Source organism: Nannocystis sp. (genome assembly GCF_016714285.1).
In the GTDB taxonomy this organism is placed as follows: Bacteria; Myxococcota_A; Polyangia; order Nannocystales; family Nannocystaceae; genus Nannocystis.
This window is the reverse complement of sequence record NZ_JADJNN010000038.1, coordinates 12,048-26,054: the sequence shown is the minus strand read 5'-3', so window position 1 is coordinate 26,054 and position 14,007 is coordinate 12,048. Positions and strand designations below refer to the sequence as shown.

General features: G+C 69.5%; 16 protein-coding genes and 1 pseudogene. 10 read left to right on the top strand and 7 right to left on the bottom strand.

Going from position 1 to position 14,007, the window contains the following annotated elements; translation table 11 throughout:
- The first annotated feature begins 41 nt into the window (after window positions 1–41).
- The 9 genes from IPJ59_RS33650 (at window position 42) to IPJ59_RS33610 (ending at window position 4,596) form a co-directional block, all read left to right on the top strand.
- Window positions 42–677 carry a DUF1788 domain-containing protein gene (locus IPJ59_RS33650; protein ID WP_293275407.1) on the top strand — a complete coding sequence of 212 codons (636 nt, stop codon included), beginning with the start codon at window positions 42–44 and terminating at the stop codon, window positions 675–677.
- Window positions 674–1,438: a hypothetical protein gene (locus IPJ59_RS33645; RefSeq protein WP_293275405.1), complete on the top strand. Its 765-nt coding sequence runs from the start codon at window positions 674–676 to the stop codon at window positions 1,436–1,438. Before IPJ59_RS33650 ends, IPJ59_RS33645 begins: the two co-directional genes overlap by 4 nt.
- 33 nt (window positions 1,439–1,471) lie before the next feature.
- Window positions 1,472–1,657 (top strand): hypothetical protein, encoded by a 186-nt coding sequence (locus IPJ59_RS33640; RefSeq protein ID WP_293275403.1) that lies wholly within the window; start codon window positions 1,472–1,474, stop codon window positions 1,655–1,657.
- Window positions 1,658–1,721: 64 nt separating this feature from the next.
- Window positions 1,722–2,036, top strand: coding sequence for a hypothetical protein (locus IPJ59_RS33635; RefSeq protein WP_293275402.1), 315 nt, complete (start codon window positions 1,722–1,724; stop codon window positions 2,034–2,036).
- The gene (locus IPJ59_RS33630) at window positions 2,033–2,158 is read left to right on the top strand and encodes a hypothetical protein (protein WP_293275400.1); all 126 of its coding nucleotides are present in this window, start codon (window positions 2,033–2,035) and stop codon (window positions 2,156–2,158) included. The genes IPJ59_RS33635 and IPJ59_RS33630 overlap by 4 nt, the downstream gene beginning before the upstream one ends.
- Before the next feature lie 3 nt (window positions 2,159–2,161).
- Window positions 2,162–2,365: a hypothetical protein gene (locus IPJ59_RS33625; protein ID WP_293275398.1), complete on the top strand. Its 204-nt coding sequence runs from the start codon at window positions 2,162–2,164 to the stop codon at window positions 2,363–2,365.
- A 26-nt stretch (window positions 2,366–2,391) separates the two neighbouring features.
- Window positions 2,392–2,622 carry a hypothetical protein gene (locus tag IPJ59_RS33620; RefSeq protein ID WP_293275396.1) on the top strand — a complete coding sequence of 77 codons (231 nt, stop codon included), beginning with the start codon at window positions 2,392–2,394 and terminating at the stop codon, window positions 2,620–2,622.
- Between the two features lie 182 nt (window positions 2,623–2,804).
- Window positions 2,805–3,479 (top strand): RNA polymerase sigma factor, encoded by a 675-nt coding sequence (locus IPJ59_RS33615; RefSeq protein ID WP_293275394.1) that lies wholly within the window; start codon window positions 2,805–2,807, stop codon window positions 3,477–3,479.
- A 337-nt stretch (window positions 3,480–3,816) separates the two neighbouring features.
- Window positions 3,817–4,596, top strand: coding sequence for a hypothetical protein (locus IPJ59_RS33610; protein WP_293275393.1), 780 nt, complete (start codon window positions 3,817–3,819; stop codon window positions 4,594–4,596).
- A 100-nt stretch (window positions 4,597–4,696) separates the two neighbouring features.
- On the opposite strand, the gene IPJ59_RS33605 is transcribed toward IPJ59_RS33610, so the two are convergent.
- Window positions 4,697–8,209 (bottom strand): WD40 repeat domain-containing serine/threonine protein kinase, encoded by a 3,513-nt coding sequence (locus IPJ59_RS33605; RefSeq protein ID WP_293275391.1) that lies wholly within the window; start codon window positions 8,207–8,209, stop codon window positions 4,697–4,699.
- A gap of 624 nt (window positions 8,210–8,833) precedes the next feature.
- On the opposite strand from IPJ59_RS33605, the pseudogene IPJ59_RS38475 reads away from it, so the two are divergent.
- Window positions 8,834–8,957, top strand: a pseudogene (locus IPJ59_RS38475) (tyrosine-type recombinase/integrase); the annotation flags it as partial.
- A 184-nt stretch (window positions 8,958–9,141) separates the two neighbouring features.
- Here the strand turns inward: IPJ59_RS38475 and IPJ59_RS33600 are convergent.
- The 6 genes from IPJ59_RS33600 to IPJ59_RS33575 form a co-directional block, all read right to left on the bottom strand.
- Complete coding sequence (locus IPJ59_RS33600) at window positions 9,142–9,567, bottom strand: hypothetical protein (protein ID WP_293246259.1); 426 nt, start codon at window positions 9,565–9,567, stop codon at window positions 9,142–9,144.
- A complete protein-coding gene (locus IPJ59_RS33595; protein WP_293246256.1) occupies window positions 9,564–10,487 on the bottom strand; it encodes a hypothetical protein in 924 nt (307 codons plus the stop codon). The genes IPJ59_RS33600 and IPJ59_RS33595 overlap by 4 nt, the downstream gene beginning before the upstream one ends.
- Window positions 10,488–10,550: 63 nt before the next feature.
- The gene (locus tag IPJ59_RS33590; protein ID WP_293275389.1) at window positions 10,551–11,771 is read right to left on the bottom strand and encodes a hypothetical protein; all 1,221 of its coding nucleotides are present in this window, start codon (window positions 11,769–11,771) and stop codon (window positions 10,551–10,553) included.
- 68 nt (window positions 11,772–11,839) lie between these two features.
- Window positions 11,840–12,385, bottom strand: a complete 546-nt coding sequence (locus IPJ59_RS33585) for a hypothetical protein (protein ID WP_293246250.1) — start codon at window positions 12,383–12,385, stop codon at window positions 11,840–11,842.
- A 22-nt stretch (window positions 12,386–12,407) separates the two neighbouring features.
- On the bottom strand, window positions 12,408–12,920 hold the full coding sequence (locus tag IPJ59_RS33580) for a hypothetical protein (RefSeq protein WP_293246247.1): 513 nt from the start codon (window positions 12,918–12,920) through the stop codon (window positions 12,408–12,410).
- A 255-nt stretch (window positions 12,921–13,175) separates the two neighbouring features.
- The gene (locus tag IPJ59_RS33575; protein WP_293246244.1) at window positions 13,176–13,910 is read right to left on the bottom strand and encodes a hypothetical protein; all 735 of its coding nucleotides are present in this window, start codon (window positions 13,908–13,910) and stop codon (window positions 13,176–13,178) included.
- Window positions 13,911–14,007 lie beyond the last annotated feature (97 nt).

Genomic DNA, 14,007 nt, shown 5'->3' with positions numbered 1-14,007 from the left:
CGGCCCGCCGAGGTCACGCAGGTGCACACGCGCCTGCTCAAGTGTTCGCTCGACCTCGAGGAGTCCCGCGCCTACTGCGCGAGCTGCGGATCGCCGGCACCCTGCTGCACACGGACGGCCCGAAGATCAGCACGATGCGGAACTACCGCTTTGCGATCGTCTCCTACGACCCCTCGCAGGAGTTCGCCCTGCGCCGCGAGGTCCGCGACCTCACCGAGGACCTGCACCAGGGCGGCTGGTTCGTGCTCCCTTTATCCCTGCAGAGCCTGTTCCTCGAGCGCGTGCGCACCCACGGCGACGAGTGGGTCAAGAAGCTGATCGAGATGGAGCGCCGCACCAGCAAGCTCGACAAGGACCGCGGCCTCGCCTACCTCAAGTCGAAGATCATGCCCCTGATTGAAGGCCCGGACGGCCTCGCCGCCGACTGTGCCCGCATCATCAACGAGCACAGCGACCGCCACCCCGACCAGGTCGACCGCACCCTCGCGCTGATCGGCCGCGCCGGCGCCGTGTATCTGTTCTTCCGCTCCTCGGCGCTGCTGCGCCACCTCGACGGCCGCACCCGCAACGTCCCCGTCGTCCTCCTCTATCCTGGCGAGCGTCGCGGCCCGACCGCGCTCTCGTTCATGGGCGTCCTCGATCCCGACAGCGACTATCGACCCCGGATCTATCCATGAAACCAGCGACCCGCATTCGTGACCTGTTCGTCGCCGACGTTACGCGGGACATCCCGCCGGTCGTGTACTTCCACGAGCAGAGCCCGCAGAAGCTCGCCGTCGAGGTCTCCGAATATATCATCACTGGCGGCTATCCCGAAGGTCACCCCGGCAAGAAGCGGATCCCCGAGGGGATCCACGAGCATTATGTCGCGCTCCTGCGGGCGATCACCGACGAGCTCGAGCGCCCCGGCGGCCCGGACCTGCCGACCTGCTGGATCTCCGGCTTCTATGGCTCGGGCAAGTCGAGCTTCGCCAAGCTCCTCGGCTTCGCCCTCGACGGCGCCGAGCTCCCCGACGGCCGCTCGCTGGCCGACGCCCTCCTCGCCCGCGACCTCAGCCCGCGCCAGCAGGAGCTGCGCGACGCCTGGGCCGGCCTCAAGGCCAAGATCGATCCGATGGCCGTCGTCTTCGATGTCGGCGGCATCGCCCAAGCCCAGGGCATGCCCGAGGAGGAAGCCGCGGGTGTGGCGGTGACGGCCGAGGGGGTGATCGTCGTCGCGGGCGCGGTGCCGGCGACGATGATGTTCTGGTCGGCGTCGACCGCGACTGCGAGCGCCGCGGACTCGAGCGCCGCGAGGCCGGGGATCGCCGTCCAGTCAGCGAGCACGCGCGGCCAGCCGGGCAGCAGCTGGAGGTCGGGCCCGACTCGCCAGACCACGATCTGGCTGTCCAGGACGCCCGCGGCGACGAAGCCGTCGGCGAGGACCGCCACGCTGTAGACCAGGCTCTGGGTCTGGCCGGGGAGCTTCACCTTGTGGGCCTCGCTGCCGCTCGCGGGGAGTGAGCACGCCAACATCTTCGCGTCGTTCGCCGTCGCACTTGGCCTGCGACGTGACCTCGAAGTGATACGGGAAGTCCGTGGGCGGGAGCGTGGCGACGATCTCCCCGCGGTAGATCACATCGACCTCGACGCCGTCAGGGCTGACCTCGATCGATAGCTCGACCACGCCGGCCGCTTCGACGATCTCCGGCGACAGCGCCAACGCGACGGTTGGGGGATCGTTGACCGGCGCCCCGCACACCCGCCTCATGCGGGCCTACGGCTGCGGCGACGTGTGCGTCGATCTCAACGGCTGCCCCAAGTGCCCGGTCACCGTCGTGGCCGACATCACGAAGGGGCCGATCCCCGATGTCGCCGACGACTCGGCCGTCGTCTTCGTCTCGTGCGTCTTCGAGTACGTCGCCGAGCTCGACGCGGCGCGGCGCGAGGTCTCGCGGATCGCCGGCAGCCCCGAGAACGTGTTCGTCGTGACGGTCCAGCCGTGGACGCTGACCGCCCGCCTCTACCCGGGGGCCCTGGTGGCGCGGGGACGGTGAGCTCGGCCGCCGGCGGCCAGAGCATCGACATGGAGCGGGTCAGCCTCGAGGAGAAGCTCATCGTGAGCGGCGCCCTCGGGCTCGCGCTCGCGGCCGCGTTCTGGCCGGAGAGGCGGCGGTGAGTCATGGCGAACCTGACCACCGAGCAGACCCTCGAGCTCGCCCGCGCCCAGACGCCGACCCTGAGCGACCAGCTCCGCCAGGCGGGCGCCGAGCTGCATCGCATGGGGATTGCCGACCAGAACCGGGCGCTGGTCTGCGCCGCGATCGCTGGCGGCGTGGGGTTGTTGGTGGGCGTCGGCGTCGGCCTGTACGCCCGCAGGAAATAGTCACATCACGAAGGACAGAGAAGAGCATGAACACCGAAAATATCGAATCCATCGTCGAAGAATTCGAGACCCGAATGGCCCAGGAGGGAGTCTCGATTGTCGTGGTCACGGTCAGTGAGCGCCACACGGGGTTCTGGGTGGGTTGCCGCCCGGGCGCTTCGGAGACGGAGAACGTGATCTGCTCGCTGATGGCGATCAAGTTGCAGGAGGGCATGGAGCACGTTGCCGACAAGCGGGAGCCGTCGATGCTGAGCTGAGCCGCAAGCGCGCCGAGACCAGCAGGGAGCAGGAGCTGCTTCACGGAGAACGAGCGCCTCAAGGCCCGTCTGGCCGGCAAGGACGAGGTGATCGCCGAGGTCACCGAGGAACCTTCGGGCCGCGGTGCGACGCGCTGTGTTGACGCGCGAACCGGGCGGTGGCAGCGTACGCTCCACCGCCGATGCCGGACGATCCTCGCGACGATCAAGCGCTGCTCGCGGCCTGGCGGGGGGGCGACCAGACGGCGGGATTTCTCCTCTTCGACCGCTATTACGTCGCGGTCGCGCGGTTCTTCCATGGCAAGATCGAGGGCGACAGCGCCGACCTGATCCAGCGGACGTTCCTCGGGTGCATCGAGTCGCTGCCGCGCTACGCGGGCCACGGGAGCTTTCGCTCGTATCTGTTCGCCATCGCGTACCGCCAGCTGTGCCAGTTCCTGCGCGCCCGGCACCGAGAGCGACAGCGCCTCGACTTCACCGAGGTGTCGGCCGCGGACCTGCGTCCGTCGCCGACGGCCGAGCTCGGGCATCGTCAGGAGGTCCGGCTGCTGTTCGCGGCGCTGCGCCAGATCCCGATCGATTTCCAGGTACTGCTGGAGCTCCACTACTGGGAGGGAGTGACGACCGGCGAGCTCGCGGAGATCCTCGAGGTCCCGCCGGGCACCGCGCGGGCGCGGCTGATCCGCGCGCGCGCGCTGCTCGCGGCGAAGATCGCCGAGCTGTCGCGGTCGGCGGCGCTCGTCGAGAGCACGATGTCGGACCTCGAGCGCTGGGCTACCGAGATAAGGCAGCACATTCCGTCGCCACCTGGTCGGCCACCTCCGACATCACCAGGGCCCGGCAAGCGGCGGTCATGACGGACCGCAGGGTTGCGGCGTAGGTTGTCTCGGCGTGGCTGCTCGCACCCTGATGAGGCCAGCGCGAGGTCACGAGAGCGCGGGCGGGCCGGTCCAGGTGAACGGTCGACCGTGGAGACGCCGGCCGCTACCGGTCGAGGATGCAGGTCGGCGTCCTCGACCGCGGCCTGCACCGGGCTTGCGAATGCGTGGGGCGTCATGATAACATAAGTGGATGCGTTCGCCAGCCTCCGGTGTGCTCGTGTTGATGGGTATCTGTGTCCCTATCGGTTGCAACGGTGCACCCGATAGGGACGGCGACGCCACGACCGCATCCGTCACGACCTCGGATGAATCGGTGAGTTCGACCTCGGCCGTGGTCCCCACATCGACCGCCGATGCGACGACGATGGCGACGACCGACGCGGTGACGACCGACGAGGTGACGACCGACGCGATGACGACCGGCGGCGTCGCGCCCTTGTGCGGCGACGGGAACGTCGATGCCGGCGAAGCGTGCGACGATGGCGTCAACGACGGCGGATATGGCGGCTGCGCCGCAGACTGCCGGTCTCTCGGCCCGAGCTGCGGCGATGGGGTGGTGCAACCGGAGCACGAGGAGTGCGACGGCGCGGCGGACACCTGCGCGTCGTGCGAGATCTTCACACCGTGTGACGAGCAGAGCTGGATGTTCTGTGAGCCGACGCCGGAGAGCTGCCCCGTCGATGCACAGACCAACGCAAGCGTCGCTGGCGAGACGCCGCTCGGGGCCTTCACCGGCGCCTTCGCCTTGCTCGTGCATCATTACAAGGCGGACGACCACCTCGTGATCGTCCCGGCGTTCAGCGACGGAGATCTCTGCGAGGAAGGACTCCAGCTGCGGCTGGTACTCCCGCCCGCGTACGATGTCCTGCCGGCGGTGTTCGAGGTCCCCGCGCAGCTGACCAGCGGCGCGGGCGACGTTCTCGACACCACGGCCATGGTCACGATTAATGAGGATACCTGGACGGGATTCTTCTGCGATGTCACCGGGCATCGCCTGCTCGCGCTCGAGCTCAAGAGCGAGGGCTGGTCGGTCCAGGGCCAGGTCGACGTCGGCGGTTGCCGCTCGTTTTACGACACGAGCGGAGGGTCGTAATGCTCGGGGACCGCAGACACGGTGTCGTTGGCGAAGATGGCCGAGCTGTCGCGTTCGGCGGCGCTCGTCGAGAGCACGATGTCGGACCTCGAGCGCTGGGCTACTGAGATAAGGCAGCACATTCCGTCGCCACCTGGTCGGCCACCTCCGACATCACCAGGGCCTGGCAAGCGGCGGTCATGACCGACCTCCGGGTCACGGCGTAGGTCGTGAACTGGTTGCGGTGGTCCTGGTGCTGGATGTGCTCGCCGTCGGCGGAGACCGTCGCGCGGAACAGACTCGAGCCGCGGGTGCTCAGGCGGATGTCGGGCGCCGCGGTAGCGATGTTCCACACGAGGAGGTCGCCGCTGGGGTCCGGCAGGAGGATGCGCCCGCTGTCCGCGAAGAAGTGGCGGCGGAGGCCCTCCGCGTACTGATTGGTGTAGTACCGTTCGTCGTGGCCGATGGCCACGTCGATCTCGGTCGGCGGCTCGCCGCCCAGCGGATACAGCACCGCGTGACCGCCGCAGATTGTGAGCAGCGTCGTCCCGTCGGGTGACAGCTCGGACACACCCTCGTCGTCGAAGGAGCACACGTCGTCGACACGGAGCCGCTGCAGGCCCGTGGCCGGGTCGTGGACGAAGGTCGTGGTGCCGAGGCGTGTCACGAGCGACCCGTTCTCGGCGAAGGACAGCTCGAGCAGCGGCGGCGGGGCGCGACCCTCGTGGGGCAGCGTGATCACCGTGCGCGGCGTGCAGTCGTCGGTCGACCACAGGGAGACGCGGAGCACGCCGGGGAGACCGGTCACGAGGGCCGTCTCGTCGTGGTCACCGGCTGGCACGGCGAGGTGGCGGCCGTCGCGGCTGAGCGCGACCTTGCTGAGCCAGGGACTGGGACGCATGCGTTCGCCCTCGCCGGTGATCGTGCAACGGGTCGCGCCGGTCGCCACATCGACGATCTCGAACGCGCCGTCCGGGGTCGTCAGGACGATCCGGGGCGCGCCGACCGAGGTGATCCACGACCAGTGGGTGGTGGGCCAGCGCCGGAGCTGACGCAGGAGCAGGCGACCGTCGCGGAGGTCGTGCACGCGCAGCCAGTCGCCGCGGCGGCTCCACAACCTGTCCTCGAGGACGTAGACGGCGTGCAACTCGCCGTCCGGCGCGACGGGAGTGGTGTCGGCGATACGGGCGACGATATGCCCTGTCTGGCGATCATGGACGTGCAGCTCGTCATCGCGGGCCACGACCATCCGGGAGCCCGACTCGAGCGCGTTCGCGGGGGAGCCCGGGAGCCACCAGCTGGCAAGCTGTCGCGGGTCACGGAGGCTCCACAGGCGAATCTCGTCGCGTCCGGTGGCAGCCCGGCTGCGATCCGCCGAGACGAACAGCGGGAGCGAATTTTTGCTGGGCGAGTCGGCCTCGAAGTAGTCGACCAGGTCGCCCTCCGGGGCCCAGCGCTTGAGCTTCCCGTCGTTGTCGGCCGCGAGGACGTACCCGTCGGTCAGCAAAGCCGGTGACACCAGCGACGTGGTCCGGGAGAGGGTCGTCAGCTCGCGCGTCCGCGTGTCGAAGATCCGGAGCCCGCTCATCCCGCTGGTGAGCAGGGTCCTGTCGTCGCGCGTGAAGAGGAGGTTGATGTACCAGTCGTCGCCTGGCGGGACGAGCGTGCCGAGGTGATGCCGCTTGGCCACGTCGAACAGCTCGACGCCGGAGGCGCCAGCAGCCAGCAGGGCGCCGTCGTGCGAGAACACCAGCGTCGTCCGTTTGGGGATGTCCGGGGGCCTCGCGGGGCGCGGGGCGGGGACGCGGAGGGTGGCGAATCGGCGGCCGTCATCGGCGGCGAGGAGGTGCACCGAGCCGTCCGCGAATCCGGCGGCGAGCGTGCGGCCCGGCGGATCTAGCGTGATACCCTCGAGTCCCGGCGCCGCGGGCGTGGTCCATCGCACGGCGCCGCTCGCGGCGTCCCAGGACGTGATCGTCGACTTCTCGCGCGACATGGCGTGGATCGTGCGACCGTCGGGCGAGAACCGGCCGTGCAGGCACGGCGGCAGTTCGTGGATCCGGGTCGCGGTGTTCGCGTCGTGGAGGGTGCAGCGGTCGCCGGAGATCAGCAGGGTGGAGCCGTCGGGGCTAAACGACAGATCCGCATGGGTCCCCGACCATGGACCGGACGCCGTCAATCGGCCGGTGGAGGCCTGCCACAAGGTGAGCTCGCCGGTGTGGACGGCCGCGAGGGTTAGGCCGTTCGGAGACAGCGCGAGGCCGACGACGCTGCTGCCCCGGCCGGGGATCGTCCAGCTGGGGATCATGGCCGGGAGGGCCTGGGCGAGGCCGTCGAGGACCAGACGCGGCGCGGCCGCGAAGTCGGGGCCGTACGGCGCCATCGCCTGGATCCCGAGGATCAGCGCGTCGCGCTCATGGCCGCGGGTGCTGGCCAGGCGCATCACCTCCGCCGCCGTCTCGGCCTCGGCCATGGCTGCTCGCTCGAACGCACTGCGCCGCGCCGCCTCCTCCTGCGCCGCGGCCTCGCGCTCGGCCGTCTCGGCGCGCGCGCGTTCGTCGGCAGCGATGCGCTGGTGCGCGACGACCTGTTGCACGGCCACGCCGGTCGCGCCGAGTAGCACGAGGGTCAGCAGGGCGGCCGACCAGCGACGCAGGACGGATCGGCGATCGCGGCCGAGTTCGGCGATGAGTTCTGTCATCGACGGCCAGCGCTGTGCGGCCGTCGGGGCGAGCCCCCGCACCACCGCGGCGTGCAGCCACGCGGGGACCTTCGTGCCGCTCGGCGGGCGCGGGAGGTTGCCCAGGATCTTCGCGCTGGCCAGCGCCGCGAGCGTCGCGCCTATGTGCGGCCGCTCGCCGTACAGGCCCTCGTACAGGGCCACGCAGAAGCTGTATTGATCCGACCGGGCGTCGGCGCGCTGGCCGAGGAACACCTCCGGGGCCATGTATCCTGGCGTGCCGACCACCGAGCCCATCGCGGTCAGGCTGTGCTCGAGGCGCGCCGGGGTGTGCGGGTATGGGAGCTCGCGCGAGTCGTCGAGCGCGGTGGCGCGGACCAGGCCGAAGTCGAGGATGCGAGTGCGGCCGTCGGCGCCGACGATCGTGTTCGCTGGCTTGAAGTCGCGGTGGACGAGGCCAGCCGCGTGCACCGCGGCGAGTCCCTGGCCGGCGGCGATGAAGTGATCGACGACAACGCGCCAGTCGGGTGGGTCAGGCTGGTGGTCGAGCCATTGTGCGAGGCTCTCGCCACGCACGTACTCCATCGCCACGAACACGTGCTCGCGGTGGAGGCCGACCTCGAACACCTGGACGACGTTGGGGTGTGACACCCGCGCGAGCGCCTGGGCCTCGCGGATCAGCCGTTCGCGTCGCTCCTGCGACTCCCCGTGGTCGGAGTGCAGGACCTTGATGGCGACCCGCCGGTCGAGCTCCGGGTCGAAAGCTGCGTAGACCTCGCCCATGCCGCCCTCGCCGAGCTTCTCGAGCACATGGAAGCGGCCGATCTGTGGGGCCGACACAGCAACGCCGAACAGCTCGGCGGCGATGCGCGCACGAGCGGTCTCAAGCTCGAAGGTGAGGCCCGGCCGGGGCAACGCTGGTTCGGTCGCACCTGCGCTCCCCTGGTCGCTCATGACGGAAAGGAGGGTATCAGCCATGGGATCCCCTGTCAGGGAGCGAGGAAACGCGACGCGTGGGGATCGGGAGCAGGCCGAGATCCTCAAGGCGAACGATCGGGGGATCCGGGGTGGCCATCGGTGGCACGGCGAGCGGCGGGCGGCGGAGCGGGGCGCGCTTCGGGATCGCTGGCGATGCTTGGGGTGGCGGCGGCGCAAGCGGAGCGTCTCGCGGTGGAACGGCTACGAGGCTCGTCGGTGACGCCTTGGGCGGCGGGGACTTGAGCGGTGGCATGGACCGCGGGACGACGGGGGCAGCCTGCTCCGGCTGCGGAGCGAGGCTCGCGGCGACCGGTGAGGGGGCGAGCGCGAGGTGAGCCGTGAAGAGACCGACGAGCAGACTCACCACAGCGAGCCGGCACGGCGGGTTCGGTCGGGTGAGTAGCGAGGACGGGCGCTCGACGGGCATGCGGAGCGTGACGTCGCCGAACGCCCGCTGGCGGTCGCGGATCAGCCGGGGAATGAACCAGGGTGCAGGGTGGGAGCTCGACATCGTGGGCCTCCTCCGGGTAGTTGCCGACGGGGAGTTCCTGCTGAAGCGAGCCGATCGAATTTTTCAGAAATTGTGCCCGCCCGAGACCGCGCCACACCTTCGCCACGCAGGCGCTGAACAACGGCGCCTCTCTGCGAGACGTCCAGGCGCTCCTGGGGCCACGCGAACATCGCCACGACCGAGAAGTACCTGCACACGGACGCCGCCAACCTCGACCAGGCCATGGCCCGGGTCGCCCGCGGGCGCGGGGCCACGACCAACGACGACGGGCCAGGCGCGGCAAACCAGGAGAAGCCACGGGAAAATAGGCCCTTCCGCCTGAAGACCGTTCCTGAGGCGGCCCCTCAGTGCTCGTTCACCCGTCGCGGTCGACCGACGCCCTGCTTGCCGATCACCCTCACTCGTCGTCGGAGGCCACCGCGTGAATCGTGGTGGCGAGCGTGACCCCGGCCGCGACGGCGCCCGGGATCAGCGCCGGCGCAGCGACCGCCAGGACGATCGCCGCCGCGAAGCCGAGGAGCTTGCCGAGGATCGTGAGGACGTCCGAGGTGCGGTCGATCCGCTGGACGGCCTGCTTGATACGCTCGACGGACTCCTCCAGCGCCGTGGTGAGCGGCGACAGAGCGACGGCGGTCTGGTGCAGCGCGGCCGTTGTCAGGCGTGCGGCGTGTTCGATCGCCCGGTCGTATCCCGCCACAGCCTGGTCGAATTGTTCGGCCGTCATCTTCCCGGCAATGTGTTTCGCGCGGGCCCTCCCGATCGTCCGCGTCGCGGCGTCGCTCACGAGGTCTGCGATGGTGATCATTCGCTGGTTCGGGGTCATGGCTCACCTCTCTCGGCCGCTCCGATTGGTGCGGCGGTCGTCGGGTTGACGGCACAAACGGTCGCTTCGACGGCTCGCAATTGTTCGTCCGCTCGCTCGCCGGCAGACTTGCTCGTACGCTTGATCTGCGTCAGCAATTCATGGTCGGTCTTCCCGCCTCCGAGGAGTCGGCCGAGCTGCCGGTGCGCCTCGAAGAAGACAACCAGTCCCGCGGCGGCCGCACGAATGGCGGTCCGGCGGGCCTTCAGACGCGCGCGCAGGTCCCTGGCGTGGGAGCTCAGAAGGTCGTTCGCACTCCGGCAAGTCGACTCGCACGACGGGGTCGCGAGATCAAGCAGCTTCTCTGATAGTCGTTTCTCGATGGTGCACTGCAGGCGGAGCTCGTTGCGAGCCAGGTCCATATACGCCTCCGAGAGCTGGTCCATCGTCGCGGCGATCGTGTCGTAGTTCTCCCGGAACTCCCGGCGTTGCAGCCCGGAGGTCAGGAGCCTGTCGATGAGTTTGACGCCCTCCTTGATCGCGGCGGGGCCGGAGTCCCCGAGGTCTGTCCATTTCGCGGCGCTGTTGATGGCAAGGGCGTCCGCGACAAACTGGTCGCCCACCGTCGACTTCACGCCGGCGAGCTTCTCCAGGGCCTTGCCGTAGTCCGCGAGCGTCGTCAGGGACTTGGCGATCGCGTGGTCGGTCGCATAGACATTGGCAGGTTTCCCGTCCACCGGCGGCCCGAAGGTCTCGTGCTCGCACTCCGCGGGATCCTTGCGCAGCTCGCAGAGCGTGGCGGTGTCGGCCAGCGTGTTCGCGTGGGCTCCGAGCGCGCTGGCCGCCTTTCCCACGTATCCCATGCTCTGCGAACGGCAGGCGCCGGAGAGCGCCGCGAGCAGGATGGTTGTGAATATGGGCAGATACGACTTCGAATGCATGGAGTTACGTCCTTTCAGCTTCGTGAGGCAGCGCCGGGGGCGTGGCGCATGGCGATGGCGGCGTCAGATCCCGAAGATGCTGAGGATCTGTTGCGTCGTCTCGACGGTGGCGGCGACGCTCTTCGCGGTGGCGGCGACGTTGGCGGCGGTCTCGGCGACGTTCTTCGACTTGCTCGCGGCGGCGGCGGTCGCGTCCGGTTTGGCCGGTGCGGGGGTGCCGGCGGCCTTCTTCTGGTCCGCGAGCGATCCCTCGATCGCCGCGAGCTTGGCCCGGTACTCGGACGCGTTGGCGCCGTCGAGCACCTGCTCGCGCTCGGAGATAGCCTTCGAGAGGGCGAGGACCTTGTCGGTCGCGCCGGCCTTGAGCGCGTCGATCATCTTGCTGCGCATGCCGATCAGGGTCGGGTCGTCGAGGCCGATGATGCGGTGGAGCCGGCGGATCTTGGTCTCGGCGGCGATCCGCTCGCGGCTGGAGAGGCGCTCGGCGCAGCCGGTTCGGTACCTGTCCAGCGTCTCGATCCACAGGACCCGGGTGACCTCGGCCTCCTCGTACCGCCCGGCCTCGACCTCGCCCGCGAACGTCCGCGCGAACGGCCAGAGGTCGCGGGTCGCCAGAATTTTGAGGAACCCGCACTCCTTCGCAGCGGCCGCGCGCTCGACGAGCGCCTCGTCGAGGCCGACCGCCGCGACGTGATCGTAGAGGACCGCGGCGTTCGTCGCGTCCTGATTGCAGGTCTCCGCGTACCTCGCCGAGAGCAGGAGGAAGCGCTGGACGTCCGCCGCCTTCCAGCCGGCGGTGCGCGTCAGGCTGTCCGCCACCACCTGCATGAGCGTGCCCTCGTCGAGCTTCTCGAGCAGGCGGTCCGCGGCGGCCACCCGCGGGCAGGTCGTGTTCGCGGCGCCCGTCTCGAGCGCCGCGAACGCGGTCTTCCCGGCTGTGGGAGCGTCGTTCGCGGTGGCGGTCGACGTCGGCTCTGCGGCGGCTTCGGCCGCGGCGGCGCGCTTGGTGACGCAGGCGTCGAACGTCGGGGAGTCCTCGCTTGTCAGCCACCGCTGCGCGGGGTGTTTGGTCGCGAGGATCATCACATAGCACGTCTCCCGGTTGGTCGACGTATCAATAGAGAGGAGTTTCCGCCTGTAGCAGTCCTCGAAACCGCCCGAGGAGTCAGATTGGCAGGCATACACATTCTTTTCGAGCGTGGCAGCCAGATTGGGTGAAATCGTGTACGGGTCGAACCGGACGCCACACGCGATGTCCACGATAGCGACCGCGAGTGCGGCCAAGAGGATACGGTGATTCATAATGGTGTTTCGAACGGTGATACGGGGTGAACTGTCGCAATTGACGAATCTCAAAAGCGCAGGGTGAACCCGGGGGTCACGGTGCCGTGGGCGGTGCGGGTCACGGTCGGCGTGAACGCTAGCTGCTCCTGCTTCCAGCGGCGCCACTGGATGTGGCGAACGCCGCCGACGACGAGCATCGGCAGGGCGACGGCGGAGAACAGCAGGCCGGTGAACGCCATCGGGGCGTGAGCTCTGGAGAGCTCGTACGTGGCCTCCCAATCCGGGTACCCGTTTAGACTGTCGAACACCTCGGGGGTGGAGCTCATCCGGATCATGCCGAGGATGGCGAGTGGCAGGCCGACGCTGGCGATCGCGCCGCCGGTGATCATCAGGCCGATGCCCTTGCGCGGCTCAGGGTCGGCGTCGAGGTTCTGGCACGCGCTCGCGGGGCCCTCGGAGGTGGGGCGCAGGCGCATGACGGCGCGCAGCTTGCGGGCGGTCGGCGACAGGCCCGGCTGTGGCGAGTCCGGTGGAGCTGCGGCGCGGGCCGGCGAGGTCGCGGCGAGGGTCAGCGCGGTCGCTCCGCCGAAGATGATGGTGATGGGCAGATTCACGGTCGATGTTCCTGGTGCGGGGTCAAAAGCGCAGGGTGATTCCACCGGTCCAGCCGCCGCCGGCGGTGCGGGAGACGGTCGGTGACAGGCGACCGAGGCGCTCGTAGAGCGCCCGGCGATACAGGTTGCGGCGCCGGGCCCCCTCGACCGTCATGGGGATGCCGGCCGTCAGCATGACGAGGCCCGGCGGGGCCTGGGTGGCCCACAGGATCGGGTCCTCCGGGGTAATGAAGACGAAGGTCATGCCGGAGACCAGCGAGGCGGCGCCGAAGATCGTCAGCAGGATGCCGCCGGCGTACAGCCCGCCGCCGGTCGGGGGTATCTCGGTCCTGGCGGGCCGCGACGAGCGAGCAGGCGAGGCGGCTCCGTTGTCCCTGGCGGCGCGGATCTCGGTGATCTGCGCCTTCGGGACCATCACGAGCTTCATGTCCCTGTCGACCAGAGTGACGAAGTCGCCGTCGACGGCGGTGACCAGCCCGCTCACCTCGCGGCCTGCGACGATCAGGCCGACCTGCTTGCCCTTCAGCGCGTCCATGCCCCCCGGAGCGGCGGGCGCCGGAGCGGCGGGCGCTGGGGCGAAGATATCGAAATCCGCGGACGGCGGTCCGACCGGAGGAGGCGGGGGAGGCGGGGGAGGCGGGTGCCGTCTGAGGGCTCGCTGCCTGGGCGGCTGCGGCGTTCGGCGCGAAGGCGACGAGGACGAGCGCCAGCGATGCGGCGATGCGGCGGCGCGGGGATTGGTTCATCGGCGGTACCATGATACGGGGCGGACCTTTCACGTCGTTCGCGGCTAGAAGGAGCCGCATGCGGGGATCGACTCCATCGCGGTGATCACCTGTTCGACGCACTGTGTGGTGTCATAGCAGTCGCACGGGTATTGCGAGCCGTTGAGCTCGTAGTAGCAATTGGTGGCGTAGGTATCGACGCAGTAGTCAAGCGTGCACCCGGGCGTGGAGCCGCTGTCGCTGCAGATGAATTCGCCGTCGGGGTTCGAGCCTGGCCCGGGGTCGTCGCCGGGGCGGGTCACCGTCACGGGTGTGGCGATCGGGTTCGAGACGCTGCCGTTGGTCCCGGCGATGCAGCTATAGAAGGTGAAGCCGCCGCTGGCGACGTTGTCGGGGACATTGACGGGGATCTGCACGGTCCCGTAGGTGGTCGGATCGGTGGCGGAGATGCGGAAGTATTCGCTCGCGCCCTGCACCTGGACGTAGCAGTCGCGGTAACCGCTCGTGGAGGAGAACCCGAGCTCGATGATCGCCTGGCCGCCGGCGGTGACGCCGACCTGGCCGCCGCCGGTGATCACCGGCGCGTCGAGGCCGCCTTGCGCTGGCGGGCTGCCGTAGCCGCGGACCCCGCCCGGGACGACCAGCACGGACGACAGCGCGTTGGGGTCCGCGGGGTCGACGAGGTCACCGCCGTCATACGCGCCGTCGTCGCTGTAGATACGCTCTCGCTCGCAGGCGCCGAGCGCGATGAGCGCGATGAGCAGCAGGGTCGCATCGAACCAACGTGGGCGAATCTTCATATCCTTGGTATCTGCAACCCGTGTACCAGCGCGTGTCGCGAGCGGTCGGCGGTGGCCACGCGACGGCCTGTAGCTTTTTTCGGACGGACGGTTCGAC